This window comes from Pseudomonas putida (assembly GCF_028682635.1).
In the GTDB taxonomy this organism is placed as follows: Bacteria; Pseudomonadota; Gammaproteobacteria; order Pseudomonadales; family Pseudomonadaceae; genus Aquipseudomonas; species Aquipseudomonas putida_AE.
This window is the reverse complement of record NZ_JANHLK010000005.1, coordinates 37,236-55,946: the sequence shown is the minus strand read 5'-3', so window position 1 is coordinate 55,946 and position 18,711 is coordinate 37,236. Positions and strand designations below refer to the sequence as shown.

The following is an 18,711-nucleotide window of genomic DNA, read 5'->3' as shown; positions in this document are numbered from 1 at the left end:
AAAAACTCCATGAAAACTGCCGCCTATCCTAGGCGTGGAAATGTATCGACGCCAGATACACAGGAGATAAGACGCCTTTTTCAGGCAAAGCTCTCACCAACACAGGAAAAATTAACCCGGAGTAAGACACTCCGGCCCATTGAGCTTCGGGTCATTGACCATGTTGGCCAGCACCCGCTCGCGCAACGCCGCGGGCTCGCTGGCGAGCAGGGCTTGCAGGGCATGCAGCGGCGTCTCGGGGTCGAGCCACGCGGCCTGCCCCGCCTCATCGAGAATCAACGGTCGGCGCTGACTGGCCGCCGGTTGCGTGATCACCGCCGTGCTCAGCCACACCTGCTCCTGCACCGGGTACGCCTCCCAGATGGCGGCGAAAAACAGCGACGAACCCTCACCCGGCGTCAGCCAGTACGGACGCTTGCGCGTGGTGCCGCGCCATTCATAGAAACCGTTGGCCGGCAGCAGGCAGCGGCGCTGACGCAGGGCCTCGCGAAACATGGGTTGCTCGGCAACGGTTTCGGCCCGGGCATGGGCCGGGGTGCGGGACAGGTCGGTCAGCCATGGTGGTGTCAGGCCCCAGCGGGCACGGGCGAGTTCACGCTGGCCGTCCTGGCCTGCGCGCAGCATCAACACCGAATCGTTGGGGGAAATGTTCCACTGGGCCTGTTGATCGGCCGGAAAACCTGGCAGGGTCGCGAAGTCGCGATTCCAGCGAAACAGGGCATAACGTCCACACATGGGGTAGCACGACTCTTGATCAAACGAACGCCAGCCTAACAGACCAGCGTGCCGGGAAAGCTCTCCGGCTCATCGCCGGACAGCGGCAGCGCAGCATTGTACGCGGTGATCAGCTCACGGGCGTATTCGGCCTGGTCATTCTCCACCGCCAGGCCCAGCAGGCCGAAGATCGGCAATTCCCCCGTGGCGCCCACCAGGTCGCGGCCCACCAGATGCGCCTCGACGCCCTCGCTGGCGAGCATGCCTTGCAACAACTCGCCTTCCATCAGGTTTTCCGGTTCGTAGATGCGCTGCATGGGTGCCCCTCACTCGTTTTCGCTGAAGACTTCCAGAAACCAGTCCTCTCCATGAACCTGCAACACGAACGTGATCGGCCGACAACAGACCTGGCAGTCCTCGATATAGGTCTGATCGCCAGCGGACAAGTCCACAGTCGTCTCGACTGTTTCACCACAATACGGGCATTCATACTGCGCAGTTTCCAGCATCGCGGTCTCCCAGGTGACTTGTGCGTATAATCGCCGGTCTATTTGCAGGGCTATTTTTGTCTGGACTACTTTTTCAGACCGTACCCTGCTGGTTTTCGATCAAAACCTTTACTTACCCTAGCCGTTTCTAACAAGAGAGCATGATGGGCGAATTCGATGCCATCCGACCTTACGACGATAGCGAAGTCCCAGCGGTGCTGGCGCGACTGCTCGGCGACAAGGCGTTTCTAGATATCCTCACCCACTTCCGCTTCCCGCGTTTCGCCGGCGCCTTGGGCTGGGCGCTCAAACCTCTTATAGCTCATCGGCTGCGCCGCGAGTTCGCTGGCATCACGTCGGTGGCCACCTTGCAGGACAAGGTCGAGTACTACGTCGACCACACCATCGAGCGAGCCACGGACGGTGTGACGTACACCGGCGTGGAGCAGTTCAAGTCCGGCAGCGCCTATCTGTTCATCGCCAACCACCGTGACATCGTGATGGACCCGGCCTTCGTCAATTACGCCGTGTACCACGCCGGCCTGCCGACCCCGCGCATCGCCATCGGCGACAATCTGCTGCAGAAGCCCTTTGTCAGCGACCTGATGCGCCTGAACAAGAGCTTTATCGTGCACCGCTCGATCACCGGTCGGCGCGAGAAGATGGCGGCGTACCAACTGCTGTCGGCGTACATCAACCATTCGATCCGCAACGATTGCGCCTCGATCTGGATCGCCCAGGCCGAAGGCCGGGCCAAGGATGGTGACGACCGCACCGAGTCGGCGATCCTCAAGATGTTCCACATGAGCCGCAAGGACGAGCCGTTCGGTGAAGTCATCCGCTCGCTGAACCTGACCCCCGTGTCGATCAGCTACGAGTACGATCCATGCGACCAGGCCAAGGCCCGCGAACTCTACATCCGCGCCACCACCGGCAGCTACACCAAGGCTCCGGGCGAGGATGACGTGAGCATCGCCAAGGGCATCACCGGCTACAAGGGTCGGGTGCACGTGAACTTTGCGGCGCCCATCACCGAGGTGTTCGAAGACACCAAGCAATTGGCGGTCGAGATGGACAAGCAGATCCTCGGCGGTTACCGCCTGTTCCCGGTGCACTACCTGGCCTACGCCCAATGGCAGGATGCCGACCCGCAACTGCAGGTGCCAAGGGCCAGCGAGATATTCCCGGCCGAGGAACTGGCCAAGGCCCAGGAACAATGGCAGCAACGTCTGGACGCCTGCCCCGAGGAACATCGCCCGTTCCTGGTGCTGCAATACGCGACGCCGGTGCGCAATCAGTATCGGGTCAAGGCTGGATTGCCGCTTTAACGGCGGATACGACAACGGCGCCCTCGGGCGCCGTTTTTTATTGCTTTGACCTGTAGGAGCTGCCGCAGGCTGCGATCTTTTGCTTCTAGACCTGTGTGCTGATCCACGACACCAGCAACGCCAGCCCCATGCAGGCAAAGCCGAAGCGGTAGAAAAACCGGTTCATGCGCAGGGTGGCCCAATCCAGCGTCGGCTCCTGGCTTGGACTGCTCTGGCGCTGCGACTGCAGACTGGCCATCGCGCGCTGTTCGCGGCGGCGGGTGGCGTGCAGCAACCAACTGCCCGGAAAGGCCAGCAGCAAGGCCAACAGATTGATCAATTTGGCGGGATGGGCGGTAAACAGCGTCATCAAATGCAGCGACATCACAAACCTCAAACGTAACCGGGGCGGCAGGCACCGGACAGGTGACCGCGGGCGAATTCTACCGAAAGCCTGGGCGCCTGCCCCTGCCTTTGCGACAAATAACGAATCAAATGACCAATGGCCATGAAAAAGCCCGGGACCATTGCTGGCGCCGGGCTTTCGGCATCAGGCGAACCTTTACTCGCCGAGCACCTGACCCACGGTCGGGTCCTTGAACAAGCGGGTCAAGGCATCGCTCAACACGTCGCTGACCAGCTTGGTGTTGGTTTCCTGGTTCGGCGCCATGCCGAAACGCTGGTCCAGGGAGGCGCCATAACGGCCGCTGTAGCGACGGTTGGCATTTTGCACATCGGAGCGGAAGGTTGCGCCAATGGTAGCCTCGGTCACGTACATGCCTTCTTTGGGCGACTGGTACTTCAACTCGGCCAGGGTCACGGTGATCTGTGGCGCGTTCGCCGCATTGGCGGTCGGGGTGAAGCCCAGCAAGCGCACGGCCGCTTCGGCCTGCGCCTGCAGTTTCGGCAGGATCTGCGCGCCCTGCACGGTAATCGCGCTGGTTTCCGGGTACAGGCCGCCACGGGTACCCAGGGTTGGCGACGGACGTCCGTCGACCACGCGCACCACCACCGGCTGGCCGTGGCCGACCGGCGCCAGTTGCGCCGTCAGCTTGGGTTCCGGGTTAAGTTGTTGCGGGCTGTGGGCGCAGCCGACCAACGTCAAGCTGGTCACAGTGATCAAACCGAACAACAGGCGTTGCAACATACTCTTCTCTCCAGAATCAGGCACTAACAGGCCCGCAGTATAGCGGTGCGCCGCTGCAGCGAACCAGCGCAACCATTGAGGAAAGTTCTGACAAATCTTTCAGAATCGGCTGCCTGTCACGCATCTGTCATCGCCCATACACTTGCGCGTCACGGCTCACTGCCATTCTCCACCGCAGTCACCCACAAGGTACTTCGCCATGCGCTTTCTCGTTTCGCTGTTCGCCCCACGCCCACGGCACCGCAGCTTTGCCCTGCTCGACAGCAACGGCCATTGCCAGGCATTCAAGCAGTGCAGCCTACAGCCCATGGGCGATGGTTGGGTCGAAATCGAGGAAATTCGCCTCAACTGGCTGCAGCAACCCCTGCCCGCCAGTGCCCGCGTCAGCCAGCATCCACCTCGCTCACGGGTGCAACAGTTGCTGGCGACCTGACCAGACGCCTAATAAAAGTCATTAAACACGACCAATTCCCTGCGTTTCTTCGCTACAATCTCCCCCCGATTATAAGGACGTCTCCTGATCGGGCCTCGCAGCATCGTCAATGCTTCGGTTTTGGCACCCCGCACCGCCCACAGAGAGCCGCCCACACAGATCGAGTGAAGCTGGCGCGCTTGCTGTTCCTCAAGCACAAACACCGCTTTTCGCGAATCTGCAGAGCTGTCATTACGCTCGGTCACTGAGCTGTTTGCCCGTATTGCCCGCCATGAATGTCCTGGCGGCAGACGTTCCGGGCACGGTGCCAGGCTGGGACAGCCCTTTTTTGAGGTTCACGTCTTCAAAAGAGCGTGAAAAAAACGGGTTTTCACAACTTCACAAGAGTGTGGCGAGCAAATGAATAGTTTTGCGTCTGAATATGCACCATTAGCGTCCAGTACAGCCCAACGACACAGGACCGAGTACACCTCGAATACCGGAGCCTGAAGCCTGTCCGCTACGGATTTGGTTGCACAAGCGGATGTATCGACCATAAGTCGAATTGCCAGTCGCCCGTTGAAATGAGTTCATAGGACTCTTAGTAGACCCGGCCGGTAGCATCCGTCGAAGTTGCGAAAAATTGCGAAGATTCGGACATGGCGATACTGCCATGAGTTTGAGGGGCATCACTGACTCGCCCCGGAACGCCTGGCAGCCATGCCGACAATTTGGTGCTGCAGATTTTGGAGACGCGTTAAATGGCGCATAACGAAGCAGTCGACGTAGTACTGGTTGGGGCCGGCATCATGAGTGCCACCCTTGCAGTACTGCTCAAAGAGCTCGACCCCGCGATCAAGCTGGAAGTCGTCGAGCTGATGGATTCCGGTGCCGCGGAGAGTTCCAACCCGTGGAACAACGCCGGTACCGGTCACGCCGGCCTGTGCGAGCTGAACTACACGCCGCAGGCTGCCGATGGCACCGTCGACATCAAGAAAGCCGTGCACATCAACACCCAGTTCGAGGTGTCGAAGCAGTTCTGGTCGTACCTGACCAAGAAAGGCACGTTCGGCTCGTGCAAATCGTTTATCAGCCCGGTGCCACACCTGAGTTTCGTGCAGGGCGAGAGCGGCGTGTCCTTCCTCAAGGAACGCTTCAACGTGCTGCATAAGCACCACGCCTTCGCCGACATGGAATACACCGAAGACAAGGCGACAATGGCAGAGTGGATGCCATTGATGATGCCTGGGCGCGACCCTGGCGAAACCCTCGCCGCCACCCGCGTGATCAACGGTACCGACGTCAACTTCGGCGCCCTGACCAACCAGTTGCTCAAGCACCTGACCAGCGCCCCCGATGCCCAGGTCAAGTACTGCAAGCGCGTGACCGGCCTCAAGCGCAACAACGGCGGCTGGACTGTCAGCATCAAGGACGTCAACAGCGGCAATACCCGTGAAGTCGACGCCAAGTTCGTCTTCCTCGGCGCCGGTGGTGCGGCATTGCCGCTGCTGCAGGCTTCGGGCATCGAAGAGAGCAAAGGCTTCGGCGGTTTCCCGATCAGTGGCCAATGGCTGCGCTGCGACAACCCGGAAGTGGTCAAGCACCACCAGGCCAAGGTCTACAGCCAGGCGGCCGTAGGCTCGCCACCGATGTCCGTACCGCACCTGGACACCCGTGTCGTCGATGGCAAGAAATCCCTGCTGTTCGGACCTTACGCCGGCTTCACCACCAAGTTCCTCAAGCACGGCTCCTTCATGGACCTGCCGCTGTCGGTTCGCGCCGGCAACATCGGCCCGATGCTGGCGGTGGCGAAAAACAACATGGACCTGACCAAGTACCTGGTCAGCGAAGTGATGCAGTCGATGGAGCAGCGCCTGGAGTCCCTGCGTCGCTTCTACCCTGAAGCGAAAGCCGAAGACTGGCGCCTGGAAGTGGCCGGCCAACGGGTACAGATCATCAAGAAAGACCCGAAAAAAGGCGGCGTCCTGCAATTCGGTACCGAACTGGTCGCGGCCAAGGACGGCTCCCTTGCTGCCCTGCTCGGTGCCTCGCCAGGTGCTTCGGTGACGGTTTCGATCATGCTCGAGCTGATCGAAAAATGCTTCCCGGGCAAAGCCAAGGGTGAGTGGGCTGCCAAATTGGCAGAGATCTTCCCGGCCCGCGAGAAAGTCCTGGAAACCGACGCTGCGCTGTATCGCAAGATCAACTCGCAGAACAACGTTGCCCTGGAACTGGTTGAAGAAAGCAGCGAGACCCCAAGCTTCGCTTGATTCGGCCGCATAAAAAACGCCCCGTCCATCCATGATGGCGGGGCGTTTTTTTATGCCTTTTTGTAGGAGCTGGCTTGCCAGCGAAAGGAGACGCCGCGGTATGCCAGAGACACCGCCTTCGCCGGCAAGCCGGCTCCTACAAGGGGCCCGATGTTTTACAGACGGTCAGCCGCGAGCCTTGTTGATCAACTCGATGTATTCCGGCGCATTGCGCTGATCCTGGATCAAGGCAACGAAATCATTGCCGTGCTCATCCTTGCCGTTCACGTCATAACCTGCCTCGACGAAGAACGTCAGGAAACGCTCGAAGTCGTCGATCCGCAGGCCACGATAGGCCTTGATCAGCTTGTGCAGGGACGGGGAAGTCGCGTCGACCGGCTCGAAATCGAGGAACAACTTGATCTGCTCATCGCCGATCTCGTCACCAATCACTTGTTTCTTATCTTTACGCATTGCCGACTCCAGCTCGCAGACATTTCACGGGGCGGGCAGTTTACCCCTGCGCGGGCGCCGGGCTCAACGCGGACGAACAGCCCCGGTGTGCAGATCGGCCCAGATGTGGCCGTTGGCGTAGCTGAGAAACTGGCAATACACCGTGTCGTTGCGCAACAAATCGATGACCACCCGGTACTGGGCCAGCGGGTAATAAAGCGTCAGGGTCTTGCTCTTGTCGTCGTACAGCGGCTTCTTCAGGCTTTTGCTTTCGCCATCGAAATTGACCAGTACCTGATTGATGGTCGCGCCCTTGTTCAAGGGTTTGCCCTTGAGGCGAATCATCAGCGGCGAGGTGACAGGGATCGGCTGCTGGCTGGACTGGCGCTGACTGCCGACCACCACCGAATATTCGGTGACTTGCAGCAGTTGTTGCTGCTCGGGTTCGGCATCACGCAGGGTCAGGTCGTCCGGCGGTAAAAATTGACTGTGCATCGGTGCCGGGGCGGCGGCCAAGGGCAGGCTGAGGGACAGCAACAGGGCGGCACAGCAGCGGATCGAACGGCTCATGACAGGCTCCGGAATCGGGGCCGTGCACTCTAGCATGGGCGGATGAAAGTGAGTCTGTGAACACAACCCCCTGTGGGAGCGGGCTTGCTCGCGAAGACGGCGTGTCAGTCGACATCAACGCAGCTTACACACCGCTTTCGCGAGCAAGCTCGCTCCTACAGTTGGAGAATCAATCGAATTGCGCGCGCATCCAGGCCTGATACTCGGCAACACCGGGTTCGCCTTCACGCGGTGCCCAGTGCGCCAGCTCACCTTCGCCCACCGGACGATAGGGACCCGCCTTGCACTCGAACATCAGGCTGTCGGCTTCGAGCACCACCAGGCCATGGAACACACCGGTCGGCAAATCGACGCCGACGCACTCGCCGCCAGCCTGCAGGATCTGCTTTTTCACCACTGCGCCAGCCTCGTCGAAAATCAACAGCCCAAGCCGTCCCTTAAGGACCAGCAAGGTCTCGGCCTTGTTTTCGCCCAAGTGGCGGTGCGGCGGAATATAGGTGCTCGGTTGCAGACCCACCGCCATCCGGTGGCAGGCGTCTTCCATCTGGTGGAAGTTGTGATGCTGGCGCCCACGGGGATTGGCCACGGCTTTCTCGGCCAATTCAGTGAACAGCGTTTGATCAAGAAAGCTCGGTGTGGCCATTACTTACATTCCTTTAACGGCAAAAATCCCGTTGGCGTTACGCCAGTAGCCTTTGTAGTCCATGCCGTAGCCAAAGATGTAACGGTCGATGCACGGCAAACCGACGAAATCGGCCTTCAGGTCCGGACGAGCCTTGCGGTCGTGGTCCTTGTCGATCAGCACGGCGGTGTGCACTTTACGCGCGCCAGCGTGCTTGCAGAAGTCAATGATAGCGCCGAGGGTATGACCTTCGTCGAGGATGTCGTCGATGATCAGCACATCACGGTCGATGAACGAAATTTCCGGCTTGGCTTTCCAGAACAGCTCGCCGCCGCTGGTTTCGTTGCGATAGCGGGTGGCGTGCAGGTAGGACGCTTCCAGCGGGAATTGCAGGTGGGTGAGCAGTTTGCCGGCGAAAATCAGGCCGCCGTTCATCACGCAGAACACCACCGGGTTGCTGTCCGCCAGTTGATCGTTGATGTGTGCACCGACGCGGGCGATGGCTGCCTCGACTTCAGCTTCGGTGTACAGGCAGTCAGCCTCTCGCATGATTTGACGGATATGCTCGAGATCAGCGGACATGGCGCTCTCCTGGGGGGTGGTATCGGGGGGACTAAGTGCGGAAAAGCGGGCAAAGGTACGCATCCTGCGAGGCCAGATCAAGCGTTTGTGGACTAACGTACTTTATGTCTATAGGACATCACCCTCGGATAGATTAATCTAGGCCGGTTTTTTTGCCCGCCGCCGGAGCCTTTCCCATGCCCATCCTCGAGATCCGCCACCCGCTGATCCGCCACAAACTCGGCCTGATGCGCCGCGCAGACATCAGCACCAAGAATTTCCGCGAGCTCGCTCAGGAAGTCGGTGCCCTGCTGACCTATGAAGCCACCAAGGACCTGCCGCTGGAAACCTACGACATCGAAGGTTGGTGCGGCACTGTGTCGGTGGAGAAAATCGCCGGCAAGAAGATTACCGTCGTACCGATCCTGCGCGCCGGTATCGGCATGCTCGAAGGCGTGCTGAGCCTGATCCCGGGCGCCAAGGTCAGCGCCGTGGGCGTGGCCCGCAACGAGGAAACCCTCGAAGCCCACACCTACCTCGAGAAACTGGTGCCGGAAATCGACGAACGCCTGGCCATGATCATCGACCCGATGCTCGCCACCGGCGGCTCGATGGTTGCCACCATCGACCTGTTGAAAAAAGCCGGCTGCAAGGACATCCGCGCCATGGTGCTGGTCGCTGCACCCGAAGGTATCGCCGTGGTCGAGAAAGCTCACCCGGACGTGATCATCTACACCGCTTCGATCGACCAGAAACTCAACGAACACGGTTACATCATCCCGGGCCTGGGCGATGCTGGCGACAAGATCTTCGGCACCAAGCAGAAGGACGCGTAAGCATGCAGCAAGAGTTCAACGATCCGCTCTGGCGCACGGTGCTGTCTGGCGCCCAGATGCTGTTCGTGGCCTTCGGCGCCCTGGTGTTGATGCCGCTGATCACGGGGCTCGACCCCAATGTGGCACTGTTTACCGCAGGCCTGGGGACAATTCTGTTCCAGGTCGTCACCGGGCGCCAGGTGCCGGTATTCCTGGCGTCGAGCTTCGCCTTCATCACCCCGATCATTCTCGCCAAGGGCCAGTTCGGCCTCGCCGCGACCATGGGCGGCGTGATGGCAGCCGGTTTTGTCTATACCTTCCTCGGCCTGGCCGTGAAAATCAAAGGCACCGGCTTCATCGACCGCCTGCTGCCGCCGGTGGTGATTGGTCCGGTGATCATCTCCATTGGCCTGGCCATGGCGCCGATCGCCGCCAACATGGCGATGGGCAAGGCCGGTGACGGCAGTGAACTGATTCATTACCAGACGGCAATGCTGATCTCGATGCCAGCCTTGCTGACCACCCTGATCGTCGCGGTGTTCGGCAAAGGCATTTTCCGCCTGGTGCCGATCATCTCCGGCGTGCTGGTGGGCTTTGGCATGGCGTTCTACTTTGGCGTGGTCGACACCGCGAAGATTGCGGCGGCCCCCTGGTTCGCCATTCCGCACTTCACCGCTCCGGAATTCAACTGGCAGGCGATCCTGTTCATCGTTCCGGTGGCCCTGGCCCCGGCCATCGAGCACATCGGCGGCGTGATCGCCGTGGGTAGCGTGACCGGTCGCGACTACCTGAAAAAGCCTGGCCTGCACCGCACCCTGCTGGGCGACGGCATTGCCACCACTGCCGCGGGCCTGTTCGGCGGTCCACCCAACACCACCTACGCCGAAGTCACCGGCGCGGTGATGCTGACCAAGAACTACAACCCGAAAATCATGACCTGGGCAGCGATCTTCGCCATCAGCCTGGCGTTCATCGGCAAATTCGGTGCGCTGCTGCAAAGCATTCCGGTGCCGGTGATGGGCGGGATTCTCTGCCTGTTGTTCGGCTCGATTGCGGCCGTGGGGATGAACACGCTGATTCGCCACAAGATCGACCTGGGCGAAGCGCGCAACCTGGTGATCGTCTCGGTGACCCTGGTGTTCGGTATTGGCGGCGTACTGGTCGGTACGGGCACAGGCCCGGACGACTTCGGCCTCAAAGGTATCGCGCTGTGCGCGGTGGTGGCGATTGCGCTGAACCTGATCCTGCCGGGCAATGACAGCTGGAAGCACAAGAAGGCGGATGAGCCGCTGATCTAAGGCAGCCTTGAGGACGCCATCGCGGGCAAGCCACGCTCCTACAAGAGCGTGGCTTGCTGGCGATGGATGCTTTTAAAGCACCAACGGTGCCCGCTCGCACAACGCACTCAACGCCTTCGCCCACTGCGGGTCATCGTTGAGGCACGGCACCAGCACCAACTCCTCTCCCCCCGCTTCGCGGAACTGCTCCAGCCCGCGATCGCCGATCTCTTCCAGGGTCTCGATGCAATCGGCCACGAAGGCCGGGCACATCACCAGCACTTTCTTCACGCCGCTTTTGCCGAGCTCGTCCAGGCGCGCTTCGGTGTAGGGCTCGATCCATTTGGCTCGCCCCAGGCGCGACTGGAACGACACCGACCATTTGCCATCCGGCAACCCCAGGCGCTTGGCGAACTCGGATGCCGTGCGCAGGCATTGGGCGCGGTAGCAGGTCATCAATACTGCTGGCGAAGCGTTCAGGCAGCAATTCTCGCCTCGCAAGCAATGGTGACCGGTAGGGTCGATCTTGGTCAGGTGCCGCTCCGGTAAACCGTGGAAACTCAACAGCAGGTGATCGTAATCCTGCAGCAAATACGGCTTGGCGCTGGCCACCAGGGCATCGAGGTATTCCGGTTGATCGTAGAACGGCTGGAGCACCGACAGTTGCACGTCGAGGTTTTTCTCACGCAGCACGCGCTTGGCTTCCTCGATCACCGTGGTGGTGGTGCTGTCGGCGAACTGTGGATAAAGCGGTGCCAGGGTGATCCGCTTATGCCCTTGGGCTGCCAGGCGCACCAGTGCCGACTCGATCGACGGCTCACCGTAACGCATCGCCAACTCCACCGGGCCATGGTGCCACTGCGTAGTCATTGCCTGTTGCAGGCGACGGCTGAGCACCACCAGCGGCGAACCCTCGTCCCACCAGATCGACGCGTAGGCATGCGCCGACTGCTCGGGACGCTTGATCAGGATCAGCGACACCAGCAAGCGCCGCAGCGGCCATGGCAGGTCGATGACGTACGGGTCCATCAGAAACTGATTGAGGTAGCGGCGCACGTCCGCCACCGAAGTGGAGGCCGGTGAGCCCAGGTTGACCAGAAGCAACGGGTGATCGGTCATGCAACGTCCTATTTCAAAGGCGGCTGGATAAATCGTCCAGGGCCGCGCGCAAATCAGTGAACTGGAAAGTGAAACCCGCTTCCAGCAAGCGAGCCGGTACGGCCTTCTGGCCGCCCAGCAAAAGCAATGACAACTCGCCCAGGCACACCTTCAACACCAGGGTTGGCAAGGGCATGAACGACGGGCGATTCAGCACGCTGCCCAATGTCTTGGCAAACTCGCGATTGCGCACCGGGTTCGGCGCACAGGCATTATAAGGACCACTGGCGCTTTGCCGATGCAGAAGAAAATCAATCAGGGCGATTTGGTCGTTGATATGAATCCACGGCATCCACTGCCGGCCGCTGCCGATAGGCCCGCCCAGCCCCAGTTTGAAGGGCAGCAACAGGCGCGACAAAAAGCCGCCGTCCGCCGACAACACCAGCCCGGTGCGAATGAAGATCACGCGAATGCCCAAACCCTCGGCACGCTGGGCGGTTTCCTCCCAGGCGATGCATAACTGGCTGGCGAAGTCATCGATGACCGGCGGCGAATCCTCGCTCAGTTCACGCTCACCCCCATCGCCGTACCAGCCGACCGCGGACCCCGAAATCAATACCTGCGGTTTCTGTTCACGGCTTTCGAGCCAGGCGAGCAGGGTTTCAGTCAGGGTGATGCGGCTACTCCACAACAGGGCCTTGCGCTTGTGGGTCCACGGGCGATCGGCAATCGGCGCGCCGGCCAGATTGACGATGGCGTCCACCGGCTCTTGCCCGAGCTCTTCAAGCCGTGCGATACCACGCACCTGGGCACCGCAGATTTTCGCGACTTTTGCAGGGGTCCGACTCCAGACGGTAAGGCGGTGTCCCTGGCTCAACCAGTGTCGGCAGAGCTGACGTCCTATCAAACCAGTACCGCCGGTCAGCAATATGTGCATGACTTCTTCCTCGCGTGGCGTTTTACCCTGATCACTAGTCTATTTTTATAAGCAAGGGATCTTTTGGTATCGGGCAGGCTCTGTGTTTAACAATAGGCCAAGCTGTCAGAACGAGAACGCTGAAAGTTATACCAAAAAACAATATTGTACAGGTTTCAACCCCGGCGTAGTCTGTACAGACAGGTAAACGAGGCCCTTATGACTGTACCTATCGCAATCATCGGCACCGGCATTGCCGGACTCTCAGCCGCACAAGCCCTGACCGACCTGGGGCATGTCGTGCAACTTTTCGATAAAAGCCGCGGCAGTGGCGGACGCATGTCGAGCAAGCGCAGCGATGCGGGTGCCCTGGACATGGGCGCGCAATATTTCACCGCCCGCGACCGCCGTTTTGTCACCGAAGTCCAGCGCTGGCAAGCCAATGGCTGGGTCGCGGAATGGACGCCGCAGCTGTATACCTACCATGGCGGCCGGCTCGATCTGTCGCCGGACGAACAGACACGCTGGGTCGGCACCCCGCGCATGAGCGCCATCACCCGTGCCCTGCTGGGCGACCTGGAAGTGCATTTCGCCTGCCGGATCACCGAGGTGTATCGCGGCGAAGAACACTGGCATCTGCAGGATGCCGAAGGTTTCACCCACGGCCCGTTCAGTCACGTGATCATCGCCACTCCGGCACCCCAAGCCACCGCGCTGCTGGCCTCCGCGCCGAAGCTCGCGGGCGCCGCCGCCGGTGTAAAAATGGACCCTACCTGGGCCGTTGCCCTGGCCTTCGAGACACCCCTGGAAACGCCCATCGAGGGCTGCTTCGTGCAAGACAGTCCGCTTGACTGGCTGGCTCGCAACCGCAGCAAACCGGGGCGCGACAACACCCTCGACACCTGGGTGCTGCACGCCACCAGTGCCTGGAGCCGCCAGCATATCGACTTGCCGAAAGAAGCGGTGATCGAGCAATTGCATGGCGCGTTCGCCGAGCTGTTGCACGACGCCATGCCCGCACCCAGCTTCAGCCTGGCCCACCGCTGGCTCTACGCCCGCCCCGCCAGCAGTCATGAATGGGCCACCCTGGCCGATGCCGACCTGGGCCTGTATGCGTGTGGCGACTGGTGCCTGTCCGGCCGCGTGGAAGGTGCATGGCTCAGCGGCCAGGAAGCCGCCCGCCGCCTGCATGCACACTTGCAATAACGCAACACCGCGACACTGGCTTGCCAGCGATGAACGATAACGTGGTGTGCTGAACACCGCCGTACCTGGATCGCTGGCAACGTCGCTGAGACAAGCCACGCAAATACCTATACAAGAAATTTGACTTGTACACCTTTGAATCTATGATGAACCTATGTTGTACAGCCTTTTAGCTCTGTACAGGTTTAGATTCCGAGGTACTCGATGCCCCTGCCCCCCGCCAAACCAAAAATTGCCATCAGCGCCTGCCTGATGGGTTTTGACGTGCGCTACAACGGCGGCCACAAGGCATCACAGCTGTGCCGCCAAGTCCTCGGCGAATACTTCGATTTTGTCCCCATCTGCCCGGAAGTCGCCATCGGCCTGGGCATTCCACGCCAGCCCATCCGGCTGGTGGGCGATGCTCAGGCTCCCCAGGCCGTCGGCACGGTCGATCGCAACCTCGATGTCACCCAGCCGCTGGCGGACTATGGCCGCCATATGGCGGCGGAGCTAGGCGATATCTGCGGTTACATCTTCATGCAGCAATCCCCTTCCTGCGGCCTGGAGCGGGTCAAGGTCTACCACGCCAACGGCGCCCCGGTGACTGGTGGTGGCCGGGGCATCTACGCCCGGGCGTTCTGCGCCCTGCAAGCGGATCTGCCGGTGGAAGAGGACGGTCGGCTCAACGACCCGGTGCTGCGCGAAAACTTTCTCACCCGCGTATTCGCCTACAGCGCCTGGCAACAATTGTTACAGGAGGGCCTGAGCCGCCGCGGCCTGACAACATTTCACTCACGCTACAAATACCTGCTGATGGCCCACAACCCGATGCAATACAAAATCCTCGGCAATCTGCTGGGCAACATGGGCCAGACCGACCCGCAGGAACTCGGGCCGCGCTACTTCAGCCAGCTGATGGCCGCCTTGAAGAAATGTGCCACCCGCCGCACCCACACCAATGTGTTGCATCACCTGAGCGGTTACCTGAAAAAAAACCTCAGCGCCGAGGACAAGCAGGAAATGCAACACCTCATCGGTCAATACCGCCAAGGCATCGTGCCGCTGGTGGTGCCGCTGACGTTGCTCAAGCATCACTTTCGCCAACACCCGGACCCGTACATCGACCAGCAGGTGTACCTGCAACCCCATCCGGAAAATCTCAGCTTGCGAAACGCCATCTGATGAAACCCCTACTCGACAGCAGCGCCAGCGAAGACCTCGGTGCCGACTTCAAGAAGGCCCTGGACGAAGGCTGGCTGCCGATCCGCGAAGTCGCCCGGCAGACCGGGGTGAACGCCGTGACGCTGCGAGCCTGGGAACGTCGCTATGGCCTGATCGTGCCGCAACGCACACCCAAGGGGCACCGGCTGTTCTCGGCTGAACATGTACAGCGCATTTTGGCGATCCTCACCTGGATCAACCGCGGCGTGGCCGTCAGCCAGGTCAAGCAATTGCTCGACACCCCACAGGCCTTCAGCGGGTTCGTTGAAAACGATTGGCAGGTGTTGCGCCATACCTTGCTGCACGCCGTCTCGCAGCTGAGCGAACGGACCCTGGACGACACCGTCAACCAGGCCATGGCGCTCTACCCGCCACGCACCCTGTGCGAGCAGTTGCTCCTGCCCCTGCTGGCGGAACTTGAACAGCGCTGGCAAGGGCAGTTCGGCACGCAGATGGAACGGGTATTTTTTTACTCCTGGCTGCGTAGCAAGTTTGGCGCGCGCATCTACCATGACAATCGTCAGTTACACAGCGCGCCACTGCTGTTGATCAACCACTCGGACCTGCCACTTGAACCTCACCTGTGGCTCACCGCGTGGTTGATCAGCAGCGCCGATTGCCCGGTGCAAGTGTTTGACTGGCCACTCCCGGCCAGCGAACTGGCAATGGCTGTCGATCTACTGCAACCACGGGGCGTCTTGCTGTATTCCAGCAAAGCGATAAACCTTTCACAGGTGGTGAAACTTTTAAATGGCGCCAGTTGCCCAAAAATGATCGCCGGACCCACGGTGTGCATTCACAACACCGAGTTGTCCGCAATAACGTCAGGGATCGCTGATCTGTACCTGGCCGACAATCCGTTGGCGGCGCACCAGGTACTGGTTCAATGCGGGCTCGTTTAATGGCATTCCAACGGTTCGAGCGGACACCCACATGCAATTGATCTGGCTGCGCAGCGACCTGCGCGTGCATGACAACACCGCCCTCGCGGCCGCGGCAACCCGTGGCCCGACTGTGGCGGTGTTTTTGCTGAGTCCGCAGCAATGGCGTGAACATGACGACGCCGCCTGCAAAGTGGACTTCTGGCTGCGCAACCTGCAGGCGTTGAGTCGTGTGTTGGGCCAGTTGAACATTCCCCTGCTGATCCGCAATGCTCCCCGCTGGGATGACGCTCCGACCGTGCTGCTCGAGCTGTGCCGGCAATTGCAGATCGACACGGTGCATCTCAACGAGGAATACGGCATCCATGAAACCCGTCGCGATGCCGCGGTGGCCCGGGCCCTGAAGACCGAAGGCATCGAGGTCCGCCGCTACCTCGATCAGTTGCTGTTCAAGCCCGGCAGTGTGCTGAGCAAAACCGGTACTTACTTTCAGGTCTTCAGTCAGTTCCGCAAGGTCTGTCATGAACGGCTGCGTCACTCGCTGCCGGGCCGGGTACCTGCACCGGTGGCGCAAGCGCCGCTGAATATAGCCAGCGACGCCATCGCGACGCAGGTCGAAGGCTTCGACGTGCCCCCCGACCGCCTGCGCGCCCTGTGGCCGGCCGGTGAAGACGAAGCCCGGCGCCGTCTCGACAGCTTTGCCGAGGTGCAGATCGACTACTACCAGAGCGAGCGCGACTTCCCGGCAAAACCCGGCACCAGCCAACTCTCGGCCTATCTGGCCGCCGGGGTGATTTCGCCCCGCCAGTGCCTGCATGCCGCGCTGCAAAGCAATCAAGGCGAGCTCGAAAGCGGCAAGGTCGGCGCCGTCACCTGGATCAATGAACTGCTGTGGCGCGAGTTCTACAAACACATTCTGGTGGGCTACCCGCGGGTCTCCCGTCACCGTGCCTTTCGCCCGGAAACCGAAGCCTTGGCGTGGCGCAATGCTCCCGAGGAGCTCGCCGCCTGGCAGCAAGGCCGTACCGGCTTTCCGATCATCGACGCGGCCATGCGCCAATTGCTGGAAACCGGCTGGATGCACAATCGCCTGCGTATGGTGGTGGCGATGTTCCTGACCAAGAACCTGTTGATCGACTGGCGCGAGGGCGAACGTTTTTTCATGCGCCACCTGATCGATGGCGACCTGGCAGCGAACAACGGCGGCTGGCAGTGGAGTTCGTCCACCGGCACCGACTCGGCGCCTTACTTCCGGATTTTCAACCCGCTGAGCCAGTCGCTAAAATTCGACGCCGATGGCCGGTTCATCAAGCACTGGCTACCCCAGTTGTCGGAGCTCGATAACAAGGCTGTGCACAACCCGGCGCAACTTGGCGGACTGTTCGGTGTGACCGGTTATCCTGCTCCGATCGTCGACTTGAACACCTCCCGTGCTCGCGCCTTGGCCGCGTTCAAGAACCTGCCGTCGCGGCAAACTGCCGGGAGCCACCATGAATAGCCGAATGCTGCGCCAATACGAACATCTACCGGTATGGGGCCGGGCGATTGCCTGGCTGCAAAGGAGAACGGGATGAGCCTTACACCTCCACGTCGATACTGGTTGACCGGTGCGAGCAGCGGCATTGGCGCCGCGCTGGCCGAAGAAATACTCAAGACCGGCGCCCACCTGGCCGTCAGCTCCCGCTCGCTGGCGCCGCTGAGAGTCCTGTCCCTGCGCTATCCCGGGCAGGTATTGGTGGTGGCTGGCGACTTGACCAACAGCCAGACGGTACGTGAAATCGGCGAGCAGATTGCCCAGGACTGGGGATATCTGGACACCGTGATCCTCAACGCCGGCACCTGCGAATACGTGGATGCCAAGCAGTTCGACGCCTCGATCATCGAGCATGTGGTGCGCACCAACCTGCTCGCCAGCAGCTACTGCATCGAAGCGGCGCTGCCACTGCTGCGCGCTGGCACGGCGCCGCACCTGGTAGGCCTGGCCAGTTCGGTGACTTACCTGCCACTGCCCCGCGCAGAGGCCTATGGCGCCTCGAAAGCCGGGATGCGTCACCTGTTCGAATCCCTGCGCATTGACCTGGCACCGGAAGGGATCGAAGTCACGGTGGTCAGCCCCGGCTTCGTCGAGACCTCACTGACATCGAAAAACGCCTGGCCAACGGGGAAAGCTGCCCAGCACATTTTCCACGAAATGAAGAACCGGCCTGTGGATATCCCGTTGCCGGGAACGCTCATGGCAACCCTCTGGCCGCTGTCGAAAACGACCGACCGGACCCGGTTGGCGATTGGCAAACGCATGGTACGCAGCAGCCCGCCGATCATGGATCAGTTGTGATCAACAAACTTGCAGTGCACGCCAGCCACTGAGCGTCCGTCAGAGCTTTCACACGGCGCCGGCTGACTGCCTTACACTGCGCGCCATGAAAACCATCCCTCACACACAAATCGCCACGCCGACGGTGACCTGCTCGACCTGTGCAGCCTGCTGCTGCCAGCTCGAAGTCATGCTGATCACCGATACCGGCGTGCCCGAGCGATTCATCGACACCGATGATTGGGGTGGGGAAGTCATGCTGCGCCTGGATGACGGCTGGTGCGCCGCGCTGGATCGCAACACGATGATGTGCACCATCTACGAAAAACGCCCGCTGATCTGCCGGGAGTTCGAGATGGGGGCACCGGAATGCATTGAGGAACGCCAAGGCATTTCGACGGCGTATCGCTGAAACTCATTGTGGGAGCCAGCCTGCTGGCGATGGCGGTGTTTCAGTCAACACTAATGTTGAACCTGA

Annotated in this window: 22 protein-coding genes; 11 read left to right on the top strand and 11 right to left on the bottom strand. The window is 60.7% G+C overall.

Going from position 1 to position 18,711, the window contains the following annotated elements; translation table 11 throughout:
* Window positions 1-111 precede the first annotated feature (111 nt).
* From NPS56_RS07945 to NPS56_RS07935, 3 genes are read right to left on the bottom strand one after another with little or no spacing between them, the layout of a single operon-like run.
* Entirely contained in the window at window positions 112-735 is a 624-nt protein-coding gene (locus NPS56_RS07945) for an SOS response-associated peptidase (protein WP_046818982.1), read from the bottom strand.
* Between the two features lie 35 nt (window positions 736-770).
* The gene (locus NPS56_RS07940; RefSeq protein ID WP_274074185.1) at window positions 771-1,031 is read right to left on the bottom strand and encodes a putative signal transducing protein; all 261 of its coding nucleotides are present in this window, start codon (window positions 1,029-1,031) and stop codon (window positions 771-773) included.
* A 9-nt stretch (window positions 1,032-1,040) separates the two neighbouring features.
* Entirely contained in the window at window positions 1,041-1,223 is a 183-nt protein-coding gene (locus tag NPS56_RS07935) for a CPXCG motif-containing cysteine-rich protein (RefSeq protein ID WP_274074184.1), read from the bottom strand.
* Between the two features lie 140 nt (window positions 1,224-1,363).
* On the opposite strand from NPS56_RS07935, the gene NPS56_RS07930 reads away from it, so the two are divergent.
* The gene (locus NPS56_RS07930) at window positions 1,364-2,530 is read left to right on the top strand and encodes a 1-acyl-sn-glycerol-3-phosphate acyltransferase (RefSeq protein ID WP_274074183.1); all 1,167 of its coding nucleotides are present in this window, start codon (window positions 1,364-1,366) and stop codon (window positions 2,528-2,530) included.
* Window positions 2,531-2,615: 85 nt separating this feature from the next.
* Here NPS56_RS07930 and NPS56_RS07925 read toward each other — a convergent pair whose 3' ends face one another.
* Entirely contained in the window at window positions 2,616-2,894 is a 279-nt protein-coding gene (locus NPS56_RS07925; protein WP_274074182.1) for a hypothetical protein, read from the bottom strand.
* A gap of 177 nt (window positions 2,895-3,071) precedes the next feature.
* The gene (locus NPS56_RS07920) at window positions 3,072-3,656 is read right to left on the bottom strand and encodes a YajG family lipoprotein (protein WP_056726255.1); all 585 of its coding nucleotides are present in this window, start codon (window positions 3,654-3,656) and stop codon (window positions 3,072-3,074) included.
* Window positions 3,657-3,855: 199 nt separating this feature from the next.
* Here NPS56_RS07920 and NPS56_RS07915 point away from each other — a divergent pair, with 199 nt between their 5' ends.
* Both NPS56_RS07915 and mqo read left to right on the top strand, forming a co-directional pair.
* Window positions 3,856-4,089, top strand: coding sequence for a hypothetical protein (locus tag NPS56_RS07915; RefSeq protein WP_274074181.1), 234 nt, complete (start codon window positions 3,856-3,858; stop codon window positions 4,087-4,089).
* Window positions 4,090-4,829: 740 nt separating this feature from the next.
* Entirely contained in the window at window positions 4,830-6,338 is a 1,509-nt protein-coding gene (mqo, locus tag NPS56_RS07910; protein WP_274074180.1) for a malate dehydrogenase (quinone), read from the top strand.
* Between the two features lie 165 nt (window positions 6,339-6,503).
* Here the strand turns inward: mqo and NPS56_RS07905 are convergent, their stop codons facing one another.
* The 4 genes from NPS56_RS07905 to NPS56_RS07890 form a co-directional block, all read right to left on the bottom strand.
* Complete coding sequence (locus tag NPS56_RS07905; protein WP_274074179.1) at window positions 6,504-6,791, bottom strand: PA4642 family protein; 288 nt, start codon at window positions 6,789-6,791, stop codon at window positions 6,504-6,506.
* A 63-nt stretch (window positions 6,792-6,854) separates the two neighbouring features.
* Window positions 6,855-7,340, bottom strand: coding sequence for a hypothetical protein (locus tag NPS56_RS07900; RefSeq protein WP_274074178.1), 486 nt, complete (start codon window positions 7,338-7,340; stop codon window positions 6,855-6,857).
* Between the two features lie 169 nt (window positions 7,341-7,509).
* Window positions 7,510-7,983, bottom strand: a complete 474-nt coding sequence (locus NPS56_RS07895) for a WbuC family cupin fold metalloprotein (RefSeq protein ID WP_274074177.1) — start codon at window positions 7,981-7,983, stop codon at window positions 7,510-7,512.
* A 3-nt stretch (window positions 7,984-7,986) separates the two neighbouring features.
* Window positions 7,987-8,544, bottom strand: coding sequence for a hypoxanthine-guanine phosphoribosyltransferase (locus NPS56_RS07890; RefSeq protein WP_274074176.1), 558 nt, complete (start codon window positions 8,542-8,544; stop codon window positions 7,987-7,989).
* A gap of 176 nt (window positions 8,545-8,720) precedes the next feature.
* On the opposite strand from NPS56_RS07890, the gene upp reads away from it, so the two are divergent.
* Window positions 8,721-9,359 carry a uracil phosphoribosyltransferase gene (gene upp, locus NPS56_RS07885; RefSeq protein ID WP_008060213.1) on the top strand — a complete coding sequence of 213 codons (639 nt, stop codon included), beginning with the start codon at window positions 8,721-8,723 and terminating at the stop codon, window positions 9,357-9,359.
* A 2-nt stretch (window positions 9,360-9,361) separates the two neighbouring features.
* Window positions 9,362-10,636 (top strand): uracil-xanthine permease family protein, encoded by a 1,275-nt coding sequence (locus NPS56_RS07880; protein WP_274074175.1) that lies wholly within the window; start codon window positions 9,362-9,364, stop codon window positions 10,634-10,636.
* Window positions 10,637-10,708: 72 nt separating this feature from the next.
* Here the strand turns inward: NPS56_RS07880 and hemH are convergent, their stop codons facing one another.
* Both hemH and NPS56_RS07870 read right to left on the bottom strand, forming a co-directional pair.
* Window positions 10,709-11,734, bottom strand: a complete 1,026-nt coding sequence (hemH, locus tag NPS56_RS07875) for a ferrochelatase (protein ID WP_274074174.1) — start codon at window positions 11,732-11,734, stop codon at window positions 10,709-10,711.
* Window positions 11,735-11,747: 13 nt separating this feature from the next.
* A complete protein-coding gene (locus NPS56_RS07870; protein ID WP_274074173.1) occupies window positions 11,748-12,650 on the bottom strand; it encodes a TIGR01777 family oxidoreductase in 903 nt (300 codons plus the stop codon).
* Between the two features lie 198 nt (window positions 12,651-12,848).
* Between NPS56_RS07870 and NPS56_RS07865 the strand changes: the two genes are divergently transcribed.
* The 6 genes from NPS56_RS07865 to NPS56_RS07840 all read left to right on the top strand — a co-directional run bounded on the left by NPS56_RS07865 (window position 12,849) and on the right by NPS56_RS07840 (window position 18,645).
* Window positions 12,849-13,835 (top strand): NAD(P)/FAD-dependent oxidoreductase, encoded by a 987-nt coding sequence (locus NPS56_RS07865; RefSeq protein ID WP_274074172.1) that lies wholly within the window; start codon window positions 12,849-12,851, stop codon window positions 13,833-13,835.
* A gap of 204 nt (window positions 13,836-14,039) precedes the next feature.
* Complete coding sequence (locus NPS56_RS07860; RefSeq protein ID WP_274074171.1) at window positions 14,040-14,999, top strand: YbgA family protein; 960 nt, start codon at window positions 14,040-14,042, stop codon at window positions 14,997-14,999.
* Window positions 14,999-15,940, top strand: coding sequence for a MerR family transcriptional regulator (locus NPS56_RS07855; RefSeq protein WP_274074170.1), 942 nt, complete (start codon window positions 14,999-15,001; stop codon window positions 15,938-15,940). Before NPS56_RS07860 ends, NPS56_RS07855 begins: the two co-directional genes overlap by 1 nt.
* A gap of 31 nt (window positions 15,941-15,971) precedes the next feature.
* Window positions 15,972-17,417 carry a deoxyribodipyrimidine photo-lyase gene (gene phrB, locus NPS56_RS07850; RefSeq protein WP_274074169.1) on the top strand — a complete coding sequence of 482 codons (1,446 nt, stop codon included), beginning with the start codon at window positions 15,972-15,974 and terminating at the stop codon, window positions 17,415-17,417.
* A gap of 72 nt (window positions 17,418-17,489) precedes the next feature.
* Window positions 17,490-18,254 (top strand): SDR family NAD(P)-dependent oxidoreductase, encoded by a 765-nt coding sequence (locus NPS56_RS07845; protein ID WP_274074168.1) that lies wholly within the window; start codon window positions 17,490-17,492, stop codon window positions 18,252-18,254.
* An 85-nt stretch (window positions 18,255-18,339) separates the two neighbouring features.
* The gene (locus NPS56_RS07840) at window positions 18,340-18,645 is read left to right on the top strand and encodes a YkgJ family cysteine cluster protein (RefSeq protein WP_274074167.1); all 306 of its coding nucleotides are present in this window, start codon (window positions 18,340-18,342) and stop codon (window positions 18,643-18,645) included.
* Window positions 18,646-18,711: the final 66 nt, after the last annotated feature.